This window comes from Corynebacterium ihumii (genome assembly GCF_028609825.1).
GTDB classification, from domain to species: Bacteria; Actinomycetota; Actinomycetes; order Mycobacteriales; family Mycobacteriaceae; genus Corynebacterium; species Corynebacterium afermentans.
The window spans coordinates 493347-514533 of sequence record NZ_CP063190.1 but is presented as its reverse complement, the minus strand read 5'-3'; the positions used below and the strand labels follow the sequence as shown (position 1 = coordinate 514533).

Sequence of the window (21187 nt, the reverse complement as noted above, 5' to 3'; positions counted from 1 at the left end):
CGAACTAGCAGATCCGCAAAACCCCGGACCGCAAAGCAAACACCGCGCGGCCGCTCAACGGTCCGCGCGGTGCTGACAACGCACGCCCGCCTAGGCGATAACCACCACCAGGTCGCCACCTTCCACCTTGGTCGGCTGGGTGAACGCGACGCGCTCGATCGTGCCGTCCTTGGTGGCCGAGATCGCAGCCTCCATCTTCATCGCCTCGATGGACGCCACTGGATCGCCGGCCTTGACCTCATCGCCCTCCTTGACGGTGACGGTGACGGCACCGGCGAACGGGGCTGCCACGTGGCCCGGGTTCGAGGAATCTGCCTTTTCCACCTCGGCGACGGTGGACTCGGCGGACTCGTCGCGCACAGTGATCGGGCGGACCTGGCCGTTGACGGTGAGGATGACCTGGCGCATGCCCTTCTCGTCGGGCTCGCCCACGGCGTCGAGGCTGACCACCAGCGGCGGGCGGTTCTCGTCGATCTCGCCGTACCAGATCATGGTCTCCTCGCCCTCTTCGAGGCCGTAGAAGAACGTCTTGTCGCCGAGCTGGTCAGTGATGCCGTAGGTGCGCAGGTGCTCCTGGTACTCCGCGTACTGCTTCGGGAAGAGCAGCTTGTCCAGGGCGGCGCGGCGGGTGTCGTGGTCCTCGGAGGCAAGGTCCACGGCCAGTTCCTCCGGCACCTTGACGGTGTGGTCGACCTCGGAGCGGTTCTCAAGCGCCTGGTCGCGCAGCAGCGGCCAGCCGCCCGGAGGCGTGCCCAGCTCGCCCTGCAGGAAGCCGATGACGGATTCCGGGATGTCGTACTTGCGCGGGTTCTCGGCGAACTCCTGCGGGCTGACACCCTGGCCCACCAGCTGCAGTGCCAGGTCGCCGACGACCTTGGAGGACGGGGTGACCTTGGTCGGGCGGCCGAGGATCTCGTTGACGCCGGCGTAGTAGTCCTCGATGAGCTCGAAGCGGTCCTCCAGGCCCAGCGCCTTAGCCTGCGTGCGCAGGTTGGACAGCTGACCGCCCGGGATCTCGTGCTTGTACACGCGGCCGGTCGGGCCCGGGATGCCGGACTCGAACGGGGCGTAGACCTGGCGCACGGCCTCCCAATAAGGCTCCATGTCAAAGACGGCCTGCAGGTCAATGCCGGTGTCGCGCTCCGTCTCGGCGAATGCGGCGACGAGCGCGGACATGGACGGCTGGGAGGTGGTGCCCGCCAGCGGCGCAGACGCCACGTCGACCACGTCGGCGCCGGCGTTTGCGGCCGCCAGGTAGGTGGCCAGCTGGCCGCCGGCGGTGTCGTGGGTGTGCACGTGCACCGGCAGGTCGAAGCGCTCGCGCAGCGCGGTGACCAGCTTGGCGGCGGCTGCCGGGCGCATCAGGCCCGCCATGTCCTTGATGGCCAGGACGTGGGCGCCCGCCTCGACGATCTTCTCGGCGAGGTTGAGGTAGTAGTCCAGCGTGTACAGGTCTTCCGCCGGGTCCATCAGGTTGCCGGAGTAGGCCATGGCCACCTCAGCGACGGTGGTGTTGGTCTCCAGCACCGCCTCGATGGCCGGGCGCATCTGTGAGACATCGTTGAGCGCGTCGAAGATGCGGAAGATGTCGATGCCGGAAGTGGCTGCCTCACGCACGAATGCCTTGGTCACAGAGTCCGGGTACGGGGTGTAGCCCACGGTGTTGCGGCCGCGCAGCAGCATCTGGATGTTCACGTTCGGCATTGCCTCGCGCAGCTCGTCCAGGCGCATCCAGGGCGACTCGTGCAAAAAGCGCATGCCCACGTCGTAGGTGGCGCCGCCCCATGCCTCCACGGAGGTCAGCTGCGGGGTGAGGTGGCCGACGTGCTTCGCCGCAGCGACCAGGGTGTTGGTGCGGATGCGGGTGGCCAGAAGCGACTGGTGTGCGTCGCGGAAGGTGGTCTCGGTGACACCCAGCTCGGCCTGGTTGCGCAGCTTCTCCGCCCACTTTTTCGGGCCGAGCTCGAGCAGCTCGTCGCGGGAGCCGCGCGGCAGGTCGCCGTAGTTCGCCTCCGGCAGCTTCTTCGACGGGCGGATATTGGTCGGGCGCGGGCCGTTGGGCTGGTTCACCGTCACCGACGCCAGGTAGTTGAGGATCTTGCCGGCATCGTCGGCGGCGGCCGGAGCCTCGAGCAGTTTCGGGTGGTCCGCGATGAAGCCGGTGTTGATGCGCTCGTTGCGGAACTCCGGCTCGGACAGCAGGGCGCGCAGGAAGCCGATGTTGGTGGACAGGCCGTTGATGGTGAACTCGTTCAGGGCGCGCAGCGCGCGGTCCACCGCCACCTGGAAGTTGCGGCCGCGGCAGGTCATCTTCACCAGCAGCGAGTCAAAGTTCGGGGTGATGGTGGTGCCGACGGCCACGTTGCCGTCGAGACGCACACCCGCACCGCCTGGGGACGCGTAGCCGGTGACCACGCCGGAGTCCGGGCGGAAGCCGTTGGCCGGGTCCTCGGTGGTGATGCGGCACTGCAGGGCGGCGCCGTTGACCTCGATGAGGTCCTGGGTGAGGTGGATCTGCTCCAGCTTCGCGCCAGCGGCGATGTACATCTGGTTTTTCACAATGTCGATGCCGGTGACCTCTTCGGTCACGGTGTGCTCGACCTGCACACGCGGGTTCATCTCAATGAACACGTGGTTGCCCGCCTCGTCCACGAGGAACTCGACGGTGCCGGCGCCTTCGTAGTTGATCTCCTTGCAGAAGTTCACCGCGTCCTGGCAGATGCGCTGGCGCTGCTCTTCGGTGATGTGCTGCGCCGGCGCGATCTCCACGACCTTCTGGTGGCGGCGCTGCACGGAGCAGTCGCGCTCAAACAGGTGCACGACGTTGCCGTGCGAGTCGGCCATGACCTGCACCTCGATGTGCTGCGGGCGGATCACTGCGCGCTCGATGTAGACGTTCGGGTCGCCGAACGCGGCCTCCGCTTCGCGGGAGGCTTCAGCAGCAAGCTTCTCGACGTCCTCCGGTCGCTCAATAAAGCGCATACCGCGACCGCCACCGCCCGCAACCGCCTTGACGAAGACGGGGAACTCGAAGTCCTTGGCGTACTCAGCCAGCTGCTTCGGGTCGTCGGACGGCTCGGAGTCCTTCAGCACCGGCAGGCCGGCGCGCTCCGCGGCCTGGACGGCGGCGGACTTATCGCCGGTCAGGTCCAGGGTTTCGGGGCTGGGGCCGATGAACTTAATGCCGTTTTCGCGGCAGGCGCGTGCCAGGTCGGCGCGCTCGGAAAGGAACCCGTAGCCCGGGTAAATCGCGTCCGCGCCGGTTTGCTTCGCGGCACGGATGATTTCATCGATGTCCAGGTATGCCTTCACCGGCTGGCCCGGCTCGCCAATCTGGACGGCCTCGTCCGCGAACGGGCGGTGGAAGGAGTTGCGGTCCTCGCGGGGGTAGACGGCGACGGTCTTCGCGCCGGTCTCAAACGCTGCACGGAAGGCACGCACGGCAATTTCGCCACGGTTGGCCACCAGGATCTTGTTGAAGGTGGGCAGGTCGTGAAGCGGGAGATTATCCGGGTTCATCGGTTGCCTTTCACAGTGGAAGTTTTTGCGGTCATAGGGCTAGGACAAGTTTAATACAGATCACATCAATTTCGGGGCACTTTGAGGGACAATGTGGGGGTGGAAAAACGCGGGCCGTCGACAAGCGACAGCCCGCGTTTCGGGGGTAGTGCGACTTAACGCTCGATGTGGCGCTCCTCCGGCCCGTTGTAGGCGGACAGCGGACGGATCAGCGAGTTGTTCTCGAACTGCTCGATGATGTGCGCAGTCCAGCCGGTGATGCGCGACATCACGAACAACGGGGTGAAGAACTCGATGCCAAAGCCGAGGATGTGGTACGCCGGGCCCCAACGGGAAGTCCAGGCAGGTGTCCGCCACCCCGATCGGGCCCGGGTGCGTCGCCTGCCCGCGCACGAAGTGTCCGCAGCGGGCGTTTCCGGAGTACTAGTTCAGGACTAGTCCAGATCGGTGTTGGTGACCAGGCGGCGCGCGGCCTCCGTGATGGAGCCCGACAGCGACGGGTACACCGCCATGGAGCCGGCGAGCTGGCGCACGGTGAGGTTGTTGGCCACCGCGATGGTCACCGACAGAATCAGCTCGGAGGCGGTCGGCGCGACGATCACGCCACCGAGCACCTGGCCCGAGCCCTTGCGGGCGAAGATCTTGACAAAGCCGTACTGCAGCGAACGCATCTTCGCGCGCGGGTTGGTTGCCAGCGGCAGCTTGTAGATGTCGGCGTCGACCTCGCCGTCGCGGATCTGCTGCTCCGTCACGCCCACCGCGGCGATCTCGGGGCGGGTGAACACGGCGTTACCCACCGTCTTCAAACGGATCGGGGTGACGCCCTCGCCAAGTGCGTGATCTACCGCGATGCGGCCCTGCTGGGCGGCCACGGACGCCAGCGGCATCAGGTCCGTGCAGTCGCCGGCGGCGTAGATGCCGGCGACGTTGGTGCGCGAAACCCGGTCCACGTGGATGTGGCCGGACGGGGTGACCTCCACGCCGGCGGCCTCCAGGTTGAGGTCGACGGTGTTCGGGATGGAGCCAATGGACATCATCACGTGCGAGCCCTCGATGGCGCGGCCGTCGGTAGTGTGCACGACCACGCCTTCGCCGGTGTTTTCCACGCGCTCCACGCGGGCGTGCTTTTCCAGCTGCACGCCGCGGTCCGCCAGCACGTCCTCGAGCACGTCGGCGGCGTCGGCGTCGTCGTGAGGCAGGATGCGGTCGCGCGAGGCCACCATGGTCACCTTCACCCCCAGCTCGGCAAAGGCGGAGACGAACTCCGCGCCGGTAACACCGGAGCCGACCACGATCAGGTGCGTCGGCAGGTCCTTCAGGTCGTACATCTGGCGCCAGTTCAGGATGCGCTCGCCGTCCGGCTCAGCCCCCTTGAGCAGGCGCGGGCTCGCGCCGACGGACACGAGCACCATGTTGCAGGTGAGCGTCTCCGTCGAGCCGTCGGAAGTTTCGACCTCGATGTTGTGGGTGGTGTGGCCCTTCTGCTCGTCCGCAAACCGTGCGCGGCCCTCGATGAAGCGCACGCCGCCCTGCTCCAACTGCGCACGGATGTCGTCCGACTGCTTGCCGGCAAGCACCTTCACACGATCGTTGAGCGCCAGCAGCGACAGCTTCGAATCTCCCAGCGCGTGGCTCAAGCCCATATCGTCCGCGCGGCGCAGGTCGTTTTTGATGTTCGCGCCAGCAATAAAGCTTTTCGACGGCACGACGTCCTTCCGGATCGCCGAGCCGCCCGCGCCGCTGTCCTCGACAATGGTGATGTCCGCACCGTACTTGGACGCCATCAGCGCAGCCTCGTAGCCGCCCGGGCCTCCACCGATGATGACAATCTTCTTGGACAAAACAGCACTCCTCATGGGTCGGGTGACGGGAACCAAACTGGGAGACAGTCTACCCAGATAACTCCTATTCTTCGCCCGGGCGGAAGTACTCCTCCACGATAGAGCCGAACAGCCGCACGCCAACCCCGATCGCGCGCTCGTCCACGTTCAGGTTGCCCTGGTGCAGGTCCTGGTACTCACCCTCCCCGCCCCAGGCGCCGAGGCGCATCATCGCACCCGGCACATGCTCGAGATACCAGGAGAAATCCTCGCCGCCGCTGGACTGCGGGGCGGCCACCACCGACTGCGGGTCCACCGCACGGGCGGCTTCGACGGCGAGGGCGGTCGCGGCGTCGTCGTTAAGTACCGGCGGCACCCCGCGGATGTAGTCCAGGTGATAGGTGCAGCCCGTGGGCGCGACGATGAGGTCGATGAGGTCAGTTAGCAGGTCCTCGTTCTGGCGCCAGGTAGTGATGTCGGCGGTGCGCAGCGTGCCTTCGAGCAACCCGCGCTTCGGAATCGCGTTGGCGGCATCCCCCGCCTCCGCGTGGCCGAATACCAGCACAGTTCCGGTGCGCGGGTCCACCCGGCGCGACAACAGACCGGGCAGCTGGGTGATCAGCGCGCCCATGGCATAGACCACGTCCGCGGTCAGCTGCGGGCGCGAAGTGTGCCCGCCGGGGCCGTGGACCTCGATGCGGATCACATCGGACGCCGAGGTGATCGCGCCCGCACGCACGCCGATCTCGCCGACCTTGATGTGCGGCTCGGCGTGCACGGCGTAAATAGCCCCGACGCCCTCGAGCGCGCCCCACCTAATCACGTCCAGCGCGCCGCCGCCCATGACTTCCTCAGCGGGCTGGAAGATGATCCGCACCGGGTTTTCCAACTCCACCGTTGACAGCGCACAGGCGAGCGCCAGGGCGACGGTGGTGTGGATGTCGTGGCCGCAGGAGTGGGACACGCCCGGATTGGAGGACGCGAAGCTCAAGCCCGTCTGCTCCGCCACGCGAAGCGCATCGATGTCCGCGCGAAACGCCAGGCGCTTGCCTTCCGCGGGCCCCAAGTCCACGTACAAGCCAGTGCCCGGGAAACGCACCGGATGCAGGCCGTAACTTTCCAGTGTTTCCACGAGGAAGTCGGTGGTGGCTACTTCCTCGTTGGACAGCTCCGGGTGGGAGTGGATGTGGCGGCGCCAGCCAATCACGCGCTCCTGATTGTCAGTGAACCAGCGGTCCACCGCGGCGGCGATTCCGGCGTTTTCCACGTGCGCTCCCTTTATCCAGCTTCGGTTATCAGTTTTTGCTGACATGAGTGTACGCGCACCTCCCACAAAGTAGACAAAGCGGTGCGGTGGAGGTTGACGCGGACCGCTAGAACGCGGGTGTGCCCTGCGGAGCACCGCGGCGCAGGTACGTGTCGTGGAACCTTGCGGTGTCCTGCGCGCTGCGCGGCCACTGGAACCTGATAGGTGCAGGTGCTTGCGAATCCCTCATTGGGAAACGGCCCTCGACGTTTTCGGCCGCGCCGGGCAGAAGCGCCGCCGGCGGCACCTGCAGCGCTGAAGCCAGCCGGTAGCAGGTGCTCAAGGTGGGGTCGGCCACCTTGGAGTTGTAGTCGTTGCGCTCCAAGTTCGAAATCAGCGAGCGCGACACGCCCGCCAGCTCCGCGAGGCGCGTTTGGCTCAGCCCCCGCATGAGCCGGATGGCGCGCACGCGCTCCCCCAGCCCGAGTGCGTAGCTCGCCCAGTGCGATTGCGGCAGTACTTCCCCCATAGTCTTTCCCCCGTGTGTCGGCGCTCCCCTAAAGCGGTCCACTGTCTATGCCACGCAATGTAGCGCGCAATGTGCGGGCGCGCTACCGGTGGGACGTCGACAAGCTTAAAGCTCGATGTTGCGCGGGCCGTAGAGGCGGTCTCCGGCATCGCCCAGGCCGGGGACGATGTAGGCGTCTTCGTTGAGCGCCGGGTCGATGGTGGCGGTGACCAGGCGCACCGGGCCGCCGTGAGCCTCGAGCTTGTCCACGCCCGGCTGGGCCGAGACCATGCAGATGCAGGTGATGTCGTCCGCGCCGCGCTCCACCAGCAGGTCGATGGCGTGAATCAGCGAACCGCCGGTGGCCAACATCGGATCCACCAGGAACACGGGCTGGCCGGACAGGTCCTGCGGCAGAGCCTCCAGGTAGGGCACCGGCTCGTGCGTCTTTTCGTCGCGGGCAAGCCCGATGAAGCCCACCTGCGCGTCCGGGATCATGGACAGCGACGGGTCCACCATGCCCAGGCCCGCGCGGATGATCGGCACGATAATCGGCGGGGTGGCCAGGCGCGCGCCACGGGCGGTGGCGACGGGGGTTTCGGTGTCAAACTCCTCCACCTCAAGGTCACGCGCCGCTTCGTAGATGAGCATCGCGCCCAGGTCCGCCAGCGCCGCGCGGAACGCTGCGTTGTTGGAGCGTTTGTCGCGCATGATGGTCAGGCGGGACGCGGCGAGGGGGTGGTTGACAACCGTGATATCCATGCCGGCCATGCTAGTTCACTCGGCGGGCCGCGAAAATATTTTCCCCCTCGAGGGAACCGGGACGGTGTTTTCAGCGTCCAATGGCCATGACTGTATTTCACATTGACTCCGCTGCCGTATCCGCCATGACCGATTCGCTGCGCGACGACGCAGCACGATTGCAATTGCTTAACGACGTCTCCGTGCCCGGTACCTGGCCCCTCGGCGAATTCAGTGCCGCGGTGACCGAGTCCATCGCCAAAGCGAACACGGACGCTGAAGCACTGCGCGCCGAGGCCCACCGCATCGCAGACGTGATGGACCTTGCGGTGGATGCCGCCGCAGCCGTAGACACCTGCACCTGCCGGAAGCTGGGTGCCGCGCTATGAGCTCCCTGAAGACAGGTTTTGACAACGCATTCGACCTGTTAAACCGCATTGCGGACAGACAAGGCGAAAGCGGTAACCGCATGCTTAGCGGCAGCCTGGACGTGCACGGCACCGCCAGCATGCTGGCGCGACTGTTACCCTTCGATCTGCCCACCCTGCCGGGCTTCGGCATGCCGGACTTCAAAGACTTCGACCCTCTGGCCGCAGTGGCCAACACGTCCGGGGAATCACGCGTTGGCGCCGCAGCGGATCTTGCGGACTACCGCGCAACAATCAGCGACGGGGTGCTGCGCGGCGGTGTGTTGATCGGCACCGCGGCATTTGATCTGGTCACCATCGCCGGAGGGCTCATCAACAAGGCGATGGCGGCGCCGGCGATCGCCATCTCGCCGGCAGGCCTGTTCGGTGCCGCCGCCTACGTGGCCGGAATCATCGCCGACGCAATCAACGAGGCCACGCAGGTACTCAGTGCTTTGGAGGAGGATCTGCGGGCCATCGCGGACACGCTGACCTCCGCCACCTCTGCAGCGTTGGACCGCGTCATGCCCGGCTCCGGCCCGGCGACCGAGAAGGCCCACGGGGAGTTGCAACGCCTGGCCTCCCTGGTTGCACCTGCTGCGCCATCGACACCTGAGCCCGCGCCACCGGCAGTGAAACCAGCCTCCGCCGTCGCCCCGCCACCGCCACCGGAACCTGCCGCGGCGGCTGCCCCGCTGCCGGAGCCTGCTCCGGCGCACGAGGAGGGATCCGCTGTCGGCGCCGCCGCCGTCGAAGCCGCGAAAAGCCAGATCGGCACACCCTACGTGTGGGGCGGGGCCGCACCGGGCGGCTTCGACTGCTCCGGGCTGACCTCCTGGGCGTACGGGCAGGCAGGGCTGGAAATCCCGCGCGTCGCCGCGGACCAGACCGTGGGCAGGCAGGTGTCGTACCAGGAGCTGCAGCCGGGGGATCTGGTGTTGTGGTCCGGCCACGCCGCCATGTACGCGGGAGACGGGATGATGATCGAGGCGGGCAGCCCCGTGCAGATGAACCCTGTGCGCACAGAGAACCTGGGCATGACCTTCCGCGGATTCTGGAGGCCGACCGGCTAAAGTTTCCCGCATGACTACGCGCGCGATTCTCCCCGTCAAGATCTCCCTGACCGAGGGCGACTTCTACACCCTGTGGGCACCCACCTGGAAGGAAAAGGGCGCCGAGTGGCAGGCCTTCCTCGGCGACGACCAAGCCGTGCTGGCCTTCCACTCCCCCGAGGAACTCTTGGCCTACTTGGAAGCGACCAACGCCCACGACCTGGCGGACCACCCGAAGTGGCAGCAGTTCCAGGCCCAGGGCGACGACCGCGTGGTGCCGAACGACAAGCAGTATTTCGACATCATCGGTGCGCCCGAGTTTTTGGCCGGCCGCCCGAGCCACGAAAACGTCTCGCGCCTGTCGCGGGTGTTCCAGATCTCCCGCTCGCTGGCGGACGTTGCCTCCGCCGAGCAGGCGCAGATCTTCTTCGCCTCCCACTCCATCCTGGGCAACGTCAACCGCGGCTCCGACCACTACGCGGGCGAAAACGGCCTGTCCGAGTGGTCCGGCGTCGGACGTGTTGTACTGGCGAACTGGGAGAATGTGGTCAAGTCGTTGGATGAGTCTGTGCGTGTCGTCGATACGCATCAGCTCGACGCCGAGCGCGTCGCAGCCGCCGGCACCGCCATCGCCGCCGCCACCGAAGCCCGCGCCGCGGCCGCTGAGCAGGCACGCGCGGACGAAGAGGCGCGCGCCGCCGCGGAAGACCCGTACGACTCCTCACCGTGGGGCCGCGCCGGCATCGACCCGGTTAAGATCTCCATCCAGGGCCAGAGCGTGTACACGCTGCGCACCTACCTGCGCGGCGCCCCGGTGTTTTTGGGCAAGTACGGCGAGATCATCACCTTCCCCTCCGCCAAGCACCTGGGCCGCTGGATCCTGGAGCACGACGACCACGACCTGGCGGGCGTGGCCACCTGGCAGGACCTCATCGACACCGCCAACGCTGGCGAGCTGAAGGTGGAGGTCCACCCGGACAACTCCTACTCCTTCAACGGCATCGCCGCCGACATCAACAAGGGCCCCGACGCCGTGGACACCGCACAGATGTCCAAGGCTTACGAGCTGCTCGCAGATGCCGCGGACTGGGCGCAGGACGACTCGCTGAACTCCCTGCTTCTGGCCAACCCGCGCATGCAGGACTACCTGGCGTACATGCTCGGCTCCACCCGCGCCGCAGGCTACGTGCCATCCGCGCCTTTTACCGATAAGGCGGAAGCCTGGACCGAGATGGAAAACCAGCTGATCAAGCGCTTCTCCAAGTTCTAAGCCGTTTCGCCGTTCGCCCAGGGCATGCCGACATGCCGGGCAAACGTGCGACCTTTACAATTCACTCATGCCAGTGGACCAGGTCGACCCGCTCATCAGCTCCATCTATCACTGGATGGACATCTCCGGCGTGCTGCTGATGGGCATCATCGGCGGCACGCTCGCCCGCCAGCTCGGCTACGACATCGTGGGCTTCTTCTTCATCGCCATGCTCTCCGCCCTCGGCGGCGGCATGCTGCGGGATGTGCTGATCAACCAGGGCACCGTCGCCGCGATGAGCCAGCCAGAGTACCTCATCTTGGCGTTCACCGGCGCGCTGATCGCCCGGTTCACCTACTTCAAGGGCCGCGCCTGGGAGATGATGCAGTCCCACGGCGACGCGCTCGCGTCGTCCCTGTGGGCCGCCACCGGCGCATCCAAGGCCATCCAATACGGCCTGCCGGTGCTGCCCACCATCATGATGGGGGTGTTCACCGCCACCGGCGGCGGCATGATCCGCGACGTGGTCACCGGCCGTGAACCCAGTGTGTTCGGCGGTAACCAGCCCACCGTCATCCCGGCAGTGGCGTGCGCGGTGATCATGCTGGTGGGCAACGCCACCGGCTACCCGGCACTCGGCATGGTCATCGGCCCCGTGGCCAGCTTCGCGTTGTTCCTCGCCGGCTACTGGGGCAACTGGCGCGTTTCCACTGACTCCGAGTTCGCGCCGGTGAACACCACAGTGAACATGACGGCCACGCAGGTCGCGCACCTGGCCAAGAAGGCGGAGGACAAGTCGCGCGCGGTGGCCCGCGGGCTGGAGCCGACGCGGGTGCGCTCGTGGCGCCACCGGCAGATGGAAAAGGCGCTGCAGCGCCGCATTGAGGCGGAGATCCGCAAGGGCAAGCGCCCGGCGGAGGCGGTCAGCGACGCGGATGATTTCCTCACCGAGTTCACCACCCAGTTCCCCGCCATCGACGCGGAGATGCTCGCCGAGGCGGTCGGCGCGACGGCGGAGCCGGAGGTTACGGAAGACGAGGGCCTCTTCGACAGCATCGGCGTGGACCTGGCCGGAGATTCCTACGAGGAAGACGCCGCGGAGGAGCCGGACCCGGCCGAGACGGAGGCGATGAACGCGGACATGCTGGATATTATTCTCTCCGACGAGGCTTTGACCGACGAGCTCATCGAGCGGCTCGTGGCCCGCTACGACCAAAAGGAGTCCTAGATGAAGCGTGCGCTCGCAGCAGCGACAGCATTGAGCTTTTGCTTGTCGACGACAGCTCACGCCCAAGACGCCGAAACCCCGACCGAGACCACCTCCCCGGCAGGCCCGACCGTCGGCTACTACGACGAGGGTGGCAACTGGGTCCCGCCCAGCCGTGACCGCGCGCCCGACACCGACAACTGCCCACAGGCCACTTGGCCACCGGAGCCGGTGTCCACTTCCGAGCGCGCCGCCACCTCCCCTGACCCGCTGCCGGTGCTTTTCGACGGCCCGTGCGGCGTGACCGCCGCCGACGGCTACACCACCCCCGACGGCGTAGTCGCCTCCGCCTGGCTGGTCGCCGACTTAGATTCCGGTGACGTGGTGGCGATGAAGGACCCGCACGGTCGCTACCGGCCGGCCTCGATAATCAAGGTGCTGCTGGCACTGACCGTCATCAACGAGCTGCCGCTGGACCAGAAGGTCGAAGTCTCCGCCGAATCCGCCGGCCAGGAAGGCTCCGCCGCCGGCATCGGCGAAGGCGGCGACTACACCGTCGAAGACCTGCTCACCGGCCTGCTGCTGTCCTCGGGCAACGACTGCGCCCACGCGCTCGCCCAAGCCCTCGGCGGCGACGAGCTCGCACTCGGCAAGGTCAACGCGCTAGCCAAGAATCTCGGCATGGCCGATACCCGCGCCACCTCCTACTCCGGCCTGGACGGCGCCGGGATGTCCACCTCCGCCTGGGACATGGGCCTGGCCTACACCGCGGCGTTCGCGGACCCCACCTTCGCCCGCATCGTCGACACGGAGCACACCACCTTCCCCGGCTTCGACGATCTGCCGGCGTTCGAGCTGTGGAACGACAACCATCTCTACCTCAACGACCCGGACGGCATCGGCGGCAAGACCGGTTACACCGACGACGCGAACCACACGTTCGTCGGCGCCGTGAACCACGAGGGCCGCCGCCTCGTGGCGGTTGTGCTGGACACCGCGGCCTACGACCACCGCCCCTGGGAGCAGGCGCAGATGCTCTTGCACGAGGCGTATGGGGTGCGAGGCTCCGTCGCAAAGCTTGAGCCTCTCGCTGAGAAGACCACCGCCACCCCAGAAACGACAACGGCCGCCCCCACCCCCGCGCCTGAACATGCTGGGGAGGAGACGGCCTGGAACCGCTGGTGGTCCTACTTGATTGTGGTGGCCGTACTCGCGCTCGCTGCGCTGGCCACCGCGTTTAGTCTCGGGACAGGAGAGAAACCACGCCGACGCCGATAGCGCCCAGCGCCGCGCCAACCCCCAGCGCCTTGCCGGACGGCTTGGACTCCTCCCTGCCGCGGACCGCGCCGGCGCGGACGTTGATCACGGCCGGCTCCGGCACCTCCGCAGGCGCCAACGCGAGGGATTCCTCGGTGGTGGCGGTCCACGCCGCGACGTAAAGCACCACGCGCCAGACCAGGTACAGCATGACCATCAGGGTGATGATCGGGCCGAAGATCGCGCCCGCCGGGTTGCCGGTGGCCGAGGAAATGACCAGGCCGGCGAACTGCTGCAGAATGGCGAAGATAACCGCACCGAGCAGCGCACCCTTCAAGCCAGACTTGGCCGGGACCTTTGTGCGCGGCATGTACATGTTCACCCACAGCATGACCAGGAAGCTAGCCAGCACGCTGACGAGGAAGCCGACGACCCACACCACAAGGCGCGCGCCTGGGAAGTTGCCGATACCGAGGCGCTCCATCAGGGTGCTGGTCCAGCTGGACACTCCCAGGGCAGTCACTACTGCGGCGACGATGAACAGGACGATCAGCACGATCAGGCCCAGCAGGTCCGCGAGCTTCTTGGTAACAAAGTTGCCGCCCTCGTTCGCATCCACCTTCCACATGGCGGACACGCCGACGCGCAGGTGGTTCATCCAGTTCAAGCCGGACCACAGGGTGGTAAGCAAGCCGATGCCGGCAACTGCGCCGCGCTGATCAATCGCCGTCTGGATCAGCTCGTTGACCATGGCGCCCAGATCCCCGTCTAGGGACTGGGTGATCTGGTTTTGAATGTCGTCCATCAGATCTGGGCGGGCGTTGAGGAAGAAACCGAGGCCCGCGAAGACCAGCATCAGCAACGGAAACAGCGCCAGCACGGAGAAATAGGTGATGCCAGCGGCTAGCTGGTTGCCGCCTTCGGTGCCGAAGCGGTCATTCATTCGCAGCAGGTGACCAGCGGCGGGAGACTTCTTCTCCACCTTCTCCTCGAAGCCTTCTTTCTGCTGCTTCGAGGCGCGCTCAATGCCGTGTTCGTCGGTGTACGCCTTGCGCGGCGCGGTCGAGGTAGCCATCGACGTCCCTTCAAATATGTGTCATTTACCAAACACATCGTAGAGGAGGCGGTGCGATGGCGGGGCGGAGCCGGGGTCGGGGCGGCAGACTCTTCGCCCACCACATCAGTTCAGCCAATTGTGTATAGTTCAGTCCATGCTGTATACTTCAGCGCATGCTGACTATTGCTTCACGCCTCGACGTCATGAACCGGCTCGGCCGGGCCATGGCGGATCCGACGCGTTCCAGAATCCTGATGACACTACTCGAAGGCCCGAGCTACCCGGCCGTACTCTCGCGCGACCTGGGCCTGACCCGCTCAAACGTCTCGAACCACCTGACCTGCCTGCGTGACTGCGGCATCGTCGTTGCCGAGCCGGAGGGCCGCAAGACACGCTACGAAATCGCCGATCCGCACCTCGCGGCAGCGCTCGACGCGCTGGTGAATGCGACGTTGGCTGTCGACGAAAACGCCCCCTGCATCGACCCTGAGTGCTCGGTGCCCGGCTGCGACGGGAAAGGAGCGAACGCATGAGTTCAGCATGTGGATGCGAACACGAACCCGCCACGGAGATCGAAGAACTCGATCGGCCATGGTGGAAGGACCCCGAGCTGCTGCTACCGATCTTCTCCGGCGTAGCCCTCGGCATAGGCCTAGCGCTGGACTGGTCTGGGCAGGAGACGCCCGCGACGGTACTGTTTTGGGTCGGTCTGCTGCTGGGCGCATACACGTTCGCGCCTGGTGCGATCCGGAACCTTGTCACGAAGCGCAAGCTCGGCATTGGCTTGCTGATGACGATCAGCGCGGTCGGCGCGGTAATCCTCGGTTACGTCGGAGAGGCCGCGGCGCTAGCGTTCCTGTACTCGATCGCCGAGGCGCTGGAAGACAAGGCTATGGACCGAGCCCAGGGCGGACTGCGGGCACTGTTGAAGTTGGTACCGCAGACCGCGACGGTGCTGCGCGACGGCACGTCAGTCGAGGTCGCAGCGAAGGACCTCGTGGCTGGCGAACTGATGCTCGTGCGCCCCGGAGAGCGGATCGCCACGGACGGCATCATTCGGTCTGGGCGCTCCAGCCTTGACACCTCAGCGATCACCGGAGAATCCATTCCGGAGGAGGTTGCGCCCGGCGACGAGGTGCCCGCGGGAGCAATCAACTCCGCCGGTGTGCTGGAAGTCGAGACGACCGCAGCTGGAACGGACAACTCGCTAACCACACTCGTGGACCTGGTCGAGCAGGCGCAGGCGGAAAAGGGCGACCGCGCCCGGATCGCCGACCGGATTGCCCAACCCCTAGTGCCCGGGGTGATGATCCTGGCGGTGCTAGTCGGCGTGATCGGCTCGCTGCTGGGCGACCCCGAGACGTGGATCACCCGTGCGTTGGTGGTTCTGGTCGCAGCGTCGCCGTGCGCGCTGGCAATCTCCGTGCCGCTGACGGTAGTGGCCGCGATCGGCGCGGCCAGCCAGTTCGGCGTGGTCATCAAGTCCGGCGCGGCGTTCGAGCGGCTCGGCAGCATCCGTCACCTGGCGGTGGACAAGACCGGAACCCTCACCCGCAACCAGCCCGAGGTTACCGGCGTGGTCCCGGCAGACGGGTTCGATCGGGCGCAGGTGCTTACTTTCGCGGCGGCAGTTGAGCAGCAATCGACGCACCCCCTCGCCGCGGCGATCGCGGCAGCGGGGCCCGAAGCGCCCACCGCCCTGGACATCAGCGAGGAAGCCGGGCATGGCATCGGCGGCACCGTCGAAGGTCGACGGGTGCTGGTGGGCAGCCCCCGGTGGATCGACGCCGGGCCACTGAAGGCAGACGTTGAGCGCATGGAGTCCGAGGGCCAGACCTGCGTCCTGGTCACCGTCGATGACACCCTCGCCGGAGCGATCGGGGTCCGCGACGAGCTGCGGCCCGAGGTTCCCGAAGCCGTGCAGACCCTGCGCGCCAACGACGTGGAAGTGAGCATGCTCACCGGCGACAACACTCGCACCGCCCGGGCGCTAGCTGAAATCGCCGGAATCGACGACGTCCGCGCCGAGCTGCGCCCGGAGGACAAGGCAAGCATCGTCGCCGAATTCTCCTCCAAGACACCGACGGCGATGATCGGCGACGGCATCAACGACGCGCCGGCACTGGCGGGCGCGACGGTGGGCATAGCGATGGGAGCGACCGGCTCTGACGCCGCGATCGATTCCGCTGACGTCGCCTTCACCGGCCACGACCTCCGACTGATCCCGCAGGCGCTGCAGCACGCCCGCCGAGGCAGCAGGATCATCAACCAGAACATCGTGCTGTCTCTGGCCATCATCATCGTGTTGATGCCGCTTGCGATCAGCGGCGTGCTGGGCCTGGCTGCGGTCGTGTTGGTTCACGAGGTCGCTGAAGTCATCGTCATCTTGAACGGCCTGCGGGCCGCACGAACGAAGCGCTGAGGCTACGCCGGAAGCGGACCCCCTAGCGCTTCGGTGCGAGGAAGCCGACCTTCTCGTACACGTCGGCCAGCAGCGGGGCCGCAATCTCGCGAGCGCGTTCGGCACCGCGGGCCAGGATGGCCTCGAGCTCGGCGCGATCGGACATCAGCTCGTCGTAGCGGGCGCGAAGCGGCGTGGTGAACGCTTCGAGTGCTTCTGCGGTGTCGACCTTGAGCGCGCCGTAGCCCTGACCCTCGTAGCCGGCGACGATGTCGTCGATGGGTTTGCCGGTCAGCGCCGACTGGATGACCAGCAGGTTGGACACGCCCGGCTTGTTCTCCTTGTCGTAGGCGATCACGCCGTCGTTGTCGGTGACGGCGGAGCGGATGCGCTTTGCGGACGTCTTCGGCGCGTCCAGCAGGTTCACAATGCCCTTCGGGTTCGCACCCGACTTGGACATCTTCGAGGTGGGATCCTGCAGGTCGTAGATCTTCGCCGCACCCTCAACGATCATGCCCTCCGGCACGGTGAAGGTCTTGCCGTAGCGGGAGTTGAAGCGCTCCGCCAGCGTGCGGGTCAGCTCCAGGTGCTGGCGCTGGTCCTCCCCCACCGGCACGAGCTGCGGGGAGTACAGCAAAATGTCGGCCGCCATGAGCACCGGGTAGGTGAACAGCCCCACGGAGGTGCGGTCCTGGCCCTGCTTGGCGGACTTGTCCTTGAACTGCGTCATGCGGCTCGCCTCGCCGAAACCGGTCAGGCACTGCAGCACCCACGTCAGCTCGGCGTGTTCGGGCACGTGCGACTGCACGAACAAGGTGGAGCGCTCCGGGTCGATGCCGAGCGCAATCAGCTGGGCGCAGCCGGCGAGGGTGCGGTGGCGTAGCTCCTCGGGGTCCTGGTCCACGGTAATCGCGTGCAAGTCCGGGATGAAGTAGAAGGCGTCGTAGCCGTCCTGCAGATCAATCCACTGCTTCAGGGCACCGAGGTAATTACCCAGGTGGTAGGAGTCGGCAGTGGGCTGGATTCCGGAAAGCACGCGTTGCATGGGGTTCATAGTAGTGGGCCGGTGCCGGGAGGGAACCGGGGGCGGTGCGGGCGCGTCTAACTCTTTAATGCCGTCCACAGAAGGAGTACACGTTGGCTCTTACAAAATCAGACAGACCTTGGTTGCTTACAGCGCTCGCAGTTGCTGTTTCTCTCGGATTTGCTGTCAGTAATGCAACACGTTCGGGCGAAGAAGCCTGGATGGTGCTCGACTTCGCGTCTCGCATCATCGGGCCTCTTGGAGCTGCTTGCATTGCTTGGCTCGGGGTTTAGCAAACACTCGATAACTCGCAAAAGCTGGACCGCGTTAAGGAGTGGCACACGATGCTTCGCTGGGCGACTGACATGTGCAACGCCTCGAGCGAGCGTGAAGTTGAGGCGGGGATTGCTATTCTCGATTCCATCGACAGGCAGTCGGAAATCCCTGCCGACCAGCACGAGGTAATCGACGCGATCTTGACCGCCGTGTTCCGAAATCCCAACACGCCTTATGAGGAGCAGCGATGACAGCCCGATCCAAAGCTAGAGAAATTCAGTCTCCGAAGCCGGAGTTTTCCCGGAGCCAGATCGCCGCGGCCAAGCTCATCGTGAAGCGCGATAAGGAAGGAAAAGGCAAGGTTCCCATTACGCCGGACATTCTCCGCGCAGCATCCTTCGACCTCTAGCCATGCGTATCACCGTTCTGCAGCCCGATTCGTTCGCGCCAATGCAACGCCTCGGCCCGTGGCTCGAGCGCGCCGGCGCCACCCTGCGCACCGTCGATCTCAGCGGCGAGGAGCCGTTGCCTATCGACGCCTCCGGTGACCCCCTCATCCTCCTCGGCGGGCGCGCGAATGCGCTGGACACGCACGCTTCGCCGTGGCTGCCGGCGGTGCACGAGCTGCTCCGCAGCGCCTTCGAATCGGGCACGCCCGTCCTCGGCATCTGTTTGGGCCATCAGATCATCGCCGACTGTTTCGGCGGCGAAGTTTCCGCCGGCCTGGCGGCGCAGGACGAAGAAGGCGCTACCCAGGTGACGTTGACCGACGCCGGTGTGGACGATCCCCTGCTCGGCCCCCTCGGCGCAACCTTGATGGTCGAGCAATCCCACCACGACGCGGTAGTCACGCTCCCTCCCCGCGCGACGCTCCTGGCATCCAGCGAGCGCTGCCCGATCCAGGCCATGCGGCTGGGGTCGATCGTCTCGGTGCAGTTCCACCCGGAGTGCTCGCCGGAGGTTGCCGGTCAGTGGGCGGCGAACGGCGGCCACGACGATGCCGCGGTCGAAGCAGAGCTGCTGCGCCACGACGACCATCTCACCCTCACCGGCAGAATACTCGCCGAGGGTTTCGTCGCCGCGGCCCGCGCTTGGCGCTGACGGCTCTAGTCGCCGCTGTGCCCCCGCTCTCCGTCCCCGCTCCGGCCCAATCCCCCCCCAATTCCGAGGATGCTTACTCCAGGATGCTTACTTCTCGAGTGGCACACTCCACAACGGTCGATCGCTCTCGAGGGATAAGCATCCTGGGATAAGCATCTAGAGGCTGCCGCGGCCCGCCCCCGTGGCCATCTGCACTGCAACCACGGCCACGGCGTAGTCGCCGTCGTGGCTGATACTCACGCTGCAAACCGGCGGCCCAACCTCCCCGGCGCGGCCGTGCAGCTGGACCGCGGGGCGCCCGAACGCATCCTGGACTACCTCCACCTCCGCGAAATTGAAGTCGTCGGGGGCGATCTGCGGCGGCCGCCCGAAGCGGGTGGACGCCCAGGCTTTGACGTAAGCCTCTTTAACGGCCCAGCGGCCAGCCAGCGATGTGACCGGGTCCGGCTTCGCGGCACATTCGCGCCGCTCCCGGTCGGTAAACACCTGCATGAAGGTGGATCCCGGCAACTTCATTTGCTGAGCCAAACCGGGAATGTGGACCAGGTCGGTGCCGATGTGCATGCACGTTCCTTCCGTCGGCGGTTGCGACTTTGTTGTGTTTGCGATCGCATTAGAAATGCTGGCTATTTTCTGTGAATCGTGGCCAATCCTTTTACTTACGCTTCAGTAGGTTTACTATGCCCGCATGGCTTTTAATTTTGCCTCCAAAACTATTTTGGATGAACAACCACTTTCGTCAACAGCCGACAAAATAGCGGAATTTCGACGCCGGCGTGCCGAGGCACACGAGCCAGTGGGCCCGAAACCCCTGGACAAGGTCCGTTCCGCCGGCCGCCTCACCGCACGCGAGCGCCTGGACTATCTGCTCGATGAGGGCTCCTTCGTGGAAACCGACCAGCTGGTGCGCCACCGCACCCACGACTTCGGCATGCAGGCCAAGCGCCCGGCAACAGACGGCATCGTGTGCGGCCACGGCACCATCGACGGACGCGAAGTCTGCATCTTTTCCCAGGACGGCACCGTCTTTGGTGGCGCGTTGGGTGAGGTCTACGGCGAGAAGATGACCAAGATCCAGCGCCTCGCCGTGACCACCGGCCGTCCGCTGATCGGGCTTTACGAAGGCGCAGGCGCCCGCATCCAGGACGGTGCGGTGTCGCTGGACTGGATCGCGCGCACCTTCCGCCACAACATCGAAGCGTCCGGGGTGGTCCCGCAGATCAGCGTGATCATGGGCGCCTGCGCCGGTGGCAACGCCTACTCCCCCGCGCTGACTGACTTTGTGGTCATGGTGGACGAGACCTCGAAGATGTTCGTCACCGGCCCGGACGTAATCAAGACGGTCACGGGCGAGGAAATCTCACAAGAAGAGCTCGGTGGCGCCTGGATGCACATGCAGCAGGGCGGCAACTGCCACTACGTTGCGGAATCCGATGAGGATGCGCTCGACTGGGTGGCTGACTTGCTTGAGTACTTGCCGTCGAACAACCGCCAGAAGTCGGCGCCGCGTCCCGCAACCCCAACCGATGCAGAGGCAGACGCCACCGATGCTGCCGCGCTGGATTCATTGATCCCAGACTCGCCCAACACCCCCTACGAGGTCCGCGACGTGATTGCCCATATCGCGGACGACGGCGAATTCCTGGAGGTCATGGCGCAGCGTGCTGAAAACGTCGTCACTGCGTTTGGTCGGATTGAGGACCAGCCGGTGGGCTTCGTCGCTAATCAGCCCATGGTGCTCGCAGGTTGCTTGGACATCGACTCGGCGGAAAAGGCCGCGCGTTTCATCCGCACGTGCGACAGCTTCAACATCCCGATTGTCATGCTGGTGGACGTACCCGGCTTCCTGCCCGGCGCGAACCAGGAGCACAGCGGCATTCTGCGCCGCGGTGCAAAGCTGCTGTACGCCTACGGCGAAGCAACCGTGCCGAAGGTGACCGTGACCATGCGCAAGGCATACGGCGGCGCGTATTGCGTGATGGGCTCAAAAGGCCTTGGCGCCGATGTGAACTTGGCATGGCCTACCGCGCAGATCGCGGTAATGGGTGCGTCTGGCGCGGTCGGCTTCATCAACCGCAAAGACATTGCAAACGCCCGCGATTCCGGCGTGAACGACGAGGAGCTCCGCGAACTGATTGCGCAGTACGAGCGCAACTACGAGGACGAGATGCTCAACCCGTACAAGGCCGCTGAGCGAGGCCTGATCGATTCGGTCATCCTCCCAAGCGAAACCCCTGCTGTTATCGCAACGCAACTGCGTTTCTTCCGTGACAAGACCGTGGCGCGTCCAATGCGCAAGCACGGCAATATCCCGCTCTAATC

20 protein-coding genes and 1 pseudogene are annotated in these 21187 nt (G+C 65.9%); 12 read left to right on the top strand and 9 right to left on the bottom strand.

The window, feature by feature from the left end; translation table 11 throughout:
- Nucleotides 1-90: 90 nt before the first annotated feature.
- Both CIHUM_RS02545 and CIHUM_RS02540 read right to left on the bottom strand, forming a co-directional pair.
- Nucleotides 91-3519: a pyruvate carboxylase gene (locus tag CIHUM_RS02545; RefSeq protein WP_034997421.1), complete on the bottom strand. Its 3429-nt coding sequence runs from the start codon at nucleotides 3517-3519 to the stop codon at nucleotides 91-93.
- 155 nt (nucleotides 3520-3674) lie between these two features.
- Nucleotides 3675-3845: pseudogene (locus CIHUM_RS02540) on the bottom strand (citrate/2-methylcitrate synthase); the annotation flags it as partial.
- A gap of 20 nt (nucleotides 3846-3865) precedes the next feature.
- Between CIHUM_RS02540 and CIHUM_RS02535 the strand changes: the two are divergent.
- Nucleotides 3866-3946 carry a DUF2083 domain-containing protein gene (locus CIHUM_RS02535; RefSeq protein ID WP_262360358.1) on the top strand — a complete coding sequence of 27 codons (81 nt, stop codon included), beginning with the start codon at nucleotides 3866-3868 and terminating at the stop codon, nucleotides 3944-3946.
- A 7-nt stretch (nucleotides 3947-3953) separates the two neighbouring features.
- On the opposite strand, the gene CIHUM_RS02530 is transcribed toward CIHUM_RS02535, so the two are convergent.
- The 4 genes from CIHUM_RS02530 to upp form a co-directional block, all read right to left on the bottom strand.
- A complete protein-coding gene (locus CIHUM_RS02530; protein ID WP_034997419.1) occupies nucleotides 3954-5360 on the bottom strand; it encodes an NAD(P)H-quinone dehydrogenase in 1407 nt (468 codons plus the stop codon).
- A 64-nt stretch (nucleotides 5361-5424) separates the two neighbouring features.
- Nucleotides 5425-6651, bottom strand: coding sequence for an amidohydrolase (locus CIHUM_RS02525; protein ID WP_051106272.1), 1227 nt, complete (start codon nucleotides 6649-6651; stop codon nucleotides 5425-5427).
- 61 nt (nucleotides 6652-6712) lie between these two features.
- The gene (locus CIHUM_RS02520) at nucleotides 6713-7114 is read right to left on the bottom strand and encodes a helix-turn-helix domain-containing protein (protein WP_034997417.1); all 402 of its coding nucleotides are present in this window, start codon (nucleotides 7112-7114) and stop codon (nucleotides 6713-6715) included.
- Nucleotides 7115-7219: 105 nt separating this feature from the next.
- A complete protein-coding gene (gene upp / locus CIHUM_RS02515) occupies nucleotides 7220-7855 on the bottom strand; it encodes a uracil phosphoribosyltransferase (RefSeq protein ID WP_034997922.1) in 636 nt (211 codons plus the stop codon).
- A gap of 86 nt (nucleotides 7856-7941) precedes the next feature.
- Between upp and CIHUM_RS02510 the strand changes: the two genes are divergently transcribed.
- The 5 genes from CIHUM_RS02510 (at nucleotide 7942) to CIHUM_RS02490 (ending at nucleotide 13027) form a co-directional block, all read left to right on the top strand.
- Nucleotides 7942-8223 (top strand): hypothetical protein, encoded by a 282-nt coding sequence (locus CIHUM_RS02510; RefSeq protein WP_148363825.1) that lies wholly within the window; start codon nucleotides 7942-7944, stop codon nucleotides 8221-8223.
- Nucleotides 8220-9314 (top strand): C40 family peptidase, encoded by a 1095-nt coding sequence (locus tag CIHUM_RS02505; protein ID WP_243427118.1) that lies wholly within the window; start codon nucleotides 8220-8222, stop codon nucleotides 9312-9314. The genes CIHUM_RS02510 and CIHUM_RS02505 overlap by 4 nt, the downstream gene beginning before the upstream one ends.
- A 10-nt stretch (nucleotides 9315-9324) precedes the next feature.
- A complete protein-coding gene (locus CIHUM_RS02500; protein WP_034997414.1) occupies nucleotides 9325-10563 on the top strand; it encodes a hypothetical protein in 1239 nt (412 codons plus the stop codon).
- 67 nt (nucleotides 10564-10630) lie between these two features.
- Entirely contained in the window at nucleotides 10631-11770 is a 1140-nt protein-coding gene (locus tag CIHUM_RS02495) for a trimeric intracellular cation channel family protein (protein WP_187370367.1), read from the top strand.
- Nucleotides 11771-13027 carry a D-alanyl-D-alanine carboxypeptidase family protein gene (locus CIHUM_RS02490; RefSeq protein ID WP_074431967.1) on the top strand — a complete coding sequence of 419 codons (1257 nt, stop codon included), beginning with the start codon at nucleotides 11771-11773 and terminating at the stop codon, nucleotides 13025-13027.
- Here the strand turns inward: CIHUM_RS02490 and CIHUM_RS02485 are convergent.
- Nucleotides 12987-14081, bottom strand: a complete 1095-nt coding sequence (locus CIHUM_RS02485; RefSeq protein ID WP_034997412.1) for a YhjD/YihY/BrkB family envelope integrity protein — start codon at nucleotides 14079-14081, stop codon at nucleotides 12987-12989. The genes CIHUM_RS02490 and CIHUM_RS02485 overlap by 41 nt on opposite strands.
- A 155-nt stretch (nucleotides 14082-14236) precedes the next feature.
- Here CIHUM_RS02485 and cmtR point away from each other — a divergent pair, with 155 nt between their 5' ends.
- Nucleotides 14237-14596, top strand: a complete 360-nt coding sequence (cmtR, locus tag CIHUM_RS02480) for a Cd(II)/Pb(II)-sensing metalloregulatory transcriptional regulator CmtR (protein WP_034997411.1) — start codon at nucleotides 14237-14239, stop codon at nucleotides 14594-14596.
- Nucleotides 14593-16485 carry a heavy metal translocating P-type ATPase gene (locus tag CIHUM_RS02475; RefSeq protein ID WP_034997409.1) on the top strand — a complete coding sequence of 631 codons (1893 nt, stop codon included), beginning with the start codon at nucleotides 14593-14595 and terminating at the stop codon, nucleotides 16483-16485. The genes cmtR and CIHUM_RS02475 overlap by 4 nt, the downstream gene beginning before the upstream one ends.
- A gap of 22 nt (nucleotides 16486-16507) precedes the next feature.
- On the opposite strand, the gene trpS is transcribed toward CIHUM_RS02475, so the two are convergent.
- Nucleotides 16508-17518, bottom strand: coding sequence for a tryptophan--tRNA ligase (gene trpS / locus CIHUM_RS02470; RefSeq protein WP_034997408.1), 1011 nt, complete (start codon nucleotides 17516-17518; stop codon nucleotides 16508-16510).
- A gap of 314 nt (nucleotides 17519-17832) precedes the next feature.
- Here trpS and CIHUM_RS02465 point away from each other — a divergent pair, with 314 nt between their 5' ends.
- The 3 genes from CIHUM_RS02465 to CIHUM_RS02455 are packed head-to-tail and all read left to right on the top strand — an operon-like array spanning nucleotide 17833 to nucleotide 18865.
- Nucleotides 17833-18015 carry a hypothetical protein gene (locus tag CIHUM_RS02465; RefSeq protein ID WP_034997406.1) on the top strand — a complete coding sequence of 61 codons (183 nt, stop codon included), beginning with the start codon at nucleotides 17833-17835 and terminating at the stop codon, nucleotides 18013-18015.
- Nucleotides 18012-18173 carry an RNA helicase gene (locus CIHUM_RS02460; protein ID WP_101494221.1) on the top strand — a complete coding sequence of 54 codons (162 nt, stop codon included), beginning with the start codon at nucleotides 18012-18014 and terminating at the stop codon, nucleotides 18171-18173. The genes CIHUM_RS02465 and CIHUM_RS02460 overlap by 4 nt, the downstream gene beginning before the upstream one ends.
- A gap of 2 nt (nucleotides 18174-18175) precedes the next feature.
- Nucleotides 18176-18865, top strand: coding sequence for a type 1 glutamine amidotransferase (locus CIHUM_RS02455; protein WP_034997404.1), 690 nt, complete (start codon nucleotides 18176-18178; stop codon nucleotides 18863-18865).
- 156 nt (nucleotides 18866-19021) lie between these two features.
- Here the strand turns inward: CIHUM_RS02455 and acpS are convergent, their stop codons facing one another.
- Nucleotides 19022-19429, bottom strand: coding sequence for a holo-ACP synthase AcpS (gene acpS / locus CIHUM_RS02450; protein ID WP_034997403.1), 408 nt, complete (start codon nucleotides 19427-19429; stop codon nucleotides 19022-19024).
- A gap of 124 nt (nucleotides 19430-19553) precedes the next feature.
- Between acpS and CIHUM_RS02445 the strand changes: the two genes are divergently transcribed.
- Entirely contained in the window at nucleotides 19554-21185 is a 1632-nt protein-coding gene (locus CIHUM_RS02445; RefSeq protein WP_034997401.1) for an acyl-CoA carboxylase subunit beta, read from the top strand.
- The last annotated feature ends 2 nt before the right edge of the window (nucleotides 21186-21187 follow it).

What these genes read in the sequence shown, in the direction of transcription:
- upp (WP_034997922.1), bottom strand. Translation starts at nt 7,855, where the DNA reads ATGGATATCACGGTTGTCAACCACCCCCTCGCCGCGTCCCGCCTGACC.
- CIHUM_RS02475 (WP_034997409.1), top strand. Translation starts at nt 14,593, where the DNA reads ATGAGTTCAGCATGTGGATGCGAACACGAACCCGCCACGGAGATCGAA.
- CIHUM_RS02445 (WP_034997401.1), top strand. Translation starts at nt 19,554, where the DNA reads ATGGCTTTTAATTTTGCCTCCAAAACTATTTTGGATGAACAACCACTT.
- trpS (WP_034997408.1), bottom strand. Translation starts at nt 17,518, where the DNA reads ATGAACCCCATGCAACGCGTGCTTTCCGGAATCCAGCCCACTGCCGAC.
- CIHUM_RS02545 (WP_034997421.1), bottom strand. Translation starts at nt 3,519, where the DNA reads ATGAACCCGGATAATCTCCCGCTTCACGACCTGCCCACCTTCAACAAG.
- CIHUM_RS02505 (WP_243427118.1), top strand. Translation starts at nt 8,220, where the DNA reads ATGAGCTCCCTGAAGACAGGTTTTGACAACGCATTCGACCTGTTAAAC.
- CIHUM_RS02525 (WP_051106272.1), bottom strand. Translation starts at nt 6,651, where the DNA reads ATGTCAGCAAAAACTGATAACCGAAGCTGGATAAAGGGAGCGCACGTG.
- cmtR (WP_034997411.1), top strand. Translation starts at nt 14,237, where the DNA reads ATGCTGACTATTGCTTCACGCCTCGACGTCATGAACCGGCTCGGCCGG.
- CIHUM_RS02500 (WP_034997414.1), top strand. Translation starts at nt 9,325, where the DNA reads ATGACTACGCGCGCGATTCTCCCCGTCAAGATCTCCCTGACCGAGGGC.
- CIHUM_RS02465 (WP_034997406.1), top strand. Translation starts at nt 17,833, where the DNA reads ATGCTTCGCTGGGCGACTGACATGTGCAACGCCTCGAGCGAGCGTGAA.
- CIHUM_RS02510 (WP_148363825.1), top strand. Translation starts at nt 7,942, where the DNA reads ATGACTGTATTTCACATTGACTCCGCTGCCGTATCCGCCATGACCGAT.
- CIHUM_RS02495 (WP_187370367.1), top strand. Translation starts at nt 10,631, where the DNA reads ATGCCAGTGGACCAGGTCGACCCGCTCATCAGCTCCATCTATCACTGG.
- CIHUM_RS02490 (WP_074431967.1), top strand. Translation starts at nt 11,771, where the DNA reads ATGAAGCGTGCGCTCGCAGCAGCGACAGCATTGAGCTTTTGCTTGTCG.
- CIHUM_RS02520 (WP_034997417.1), bottom strand. Translation starts at nt 7,114, where the DNA reads ATGGGGGAAGTACTGCCGCAATCGCACTGGGCGAGCTACGCACTCGGG.
- CIHUM_RS02485 (WP_034997412.1), bottom strand. Translation starts at nt 14,081, where the DNA reads ATGGCTACCTCGACCGCGCCGCGCAAGGCGTACACCGACGAACACGGC.
- CIHUM_RS02455 (WP_034997404.1), top strand. Translation starts at nt 18,176, where the DNA reads ATGCGTATCACCGTTCTGCAGCCCGATTCGTTCGCGCCAATGCAACGC.
- CIHUM_RS02460 (WP_101494221.1), top strand. Translation starts at nt 18,012, where the DNA reads ATGACAGCCCGATCCAAAGCTAGAGAAATTCAGTCTCCGAAGCCGGAG.
- acpS (WP_034997403.1), bottom strand. Translation starts at nt 19,429, where the DNA reads ATGCACATCGGCACCGACCTGGTCCACATTCCCGGTTTGGCTCAGCAA.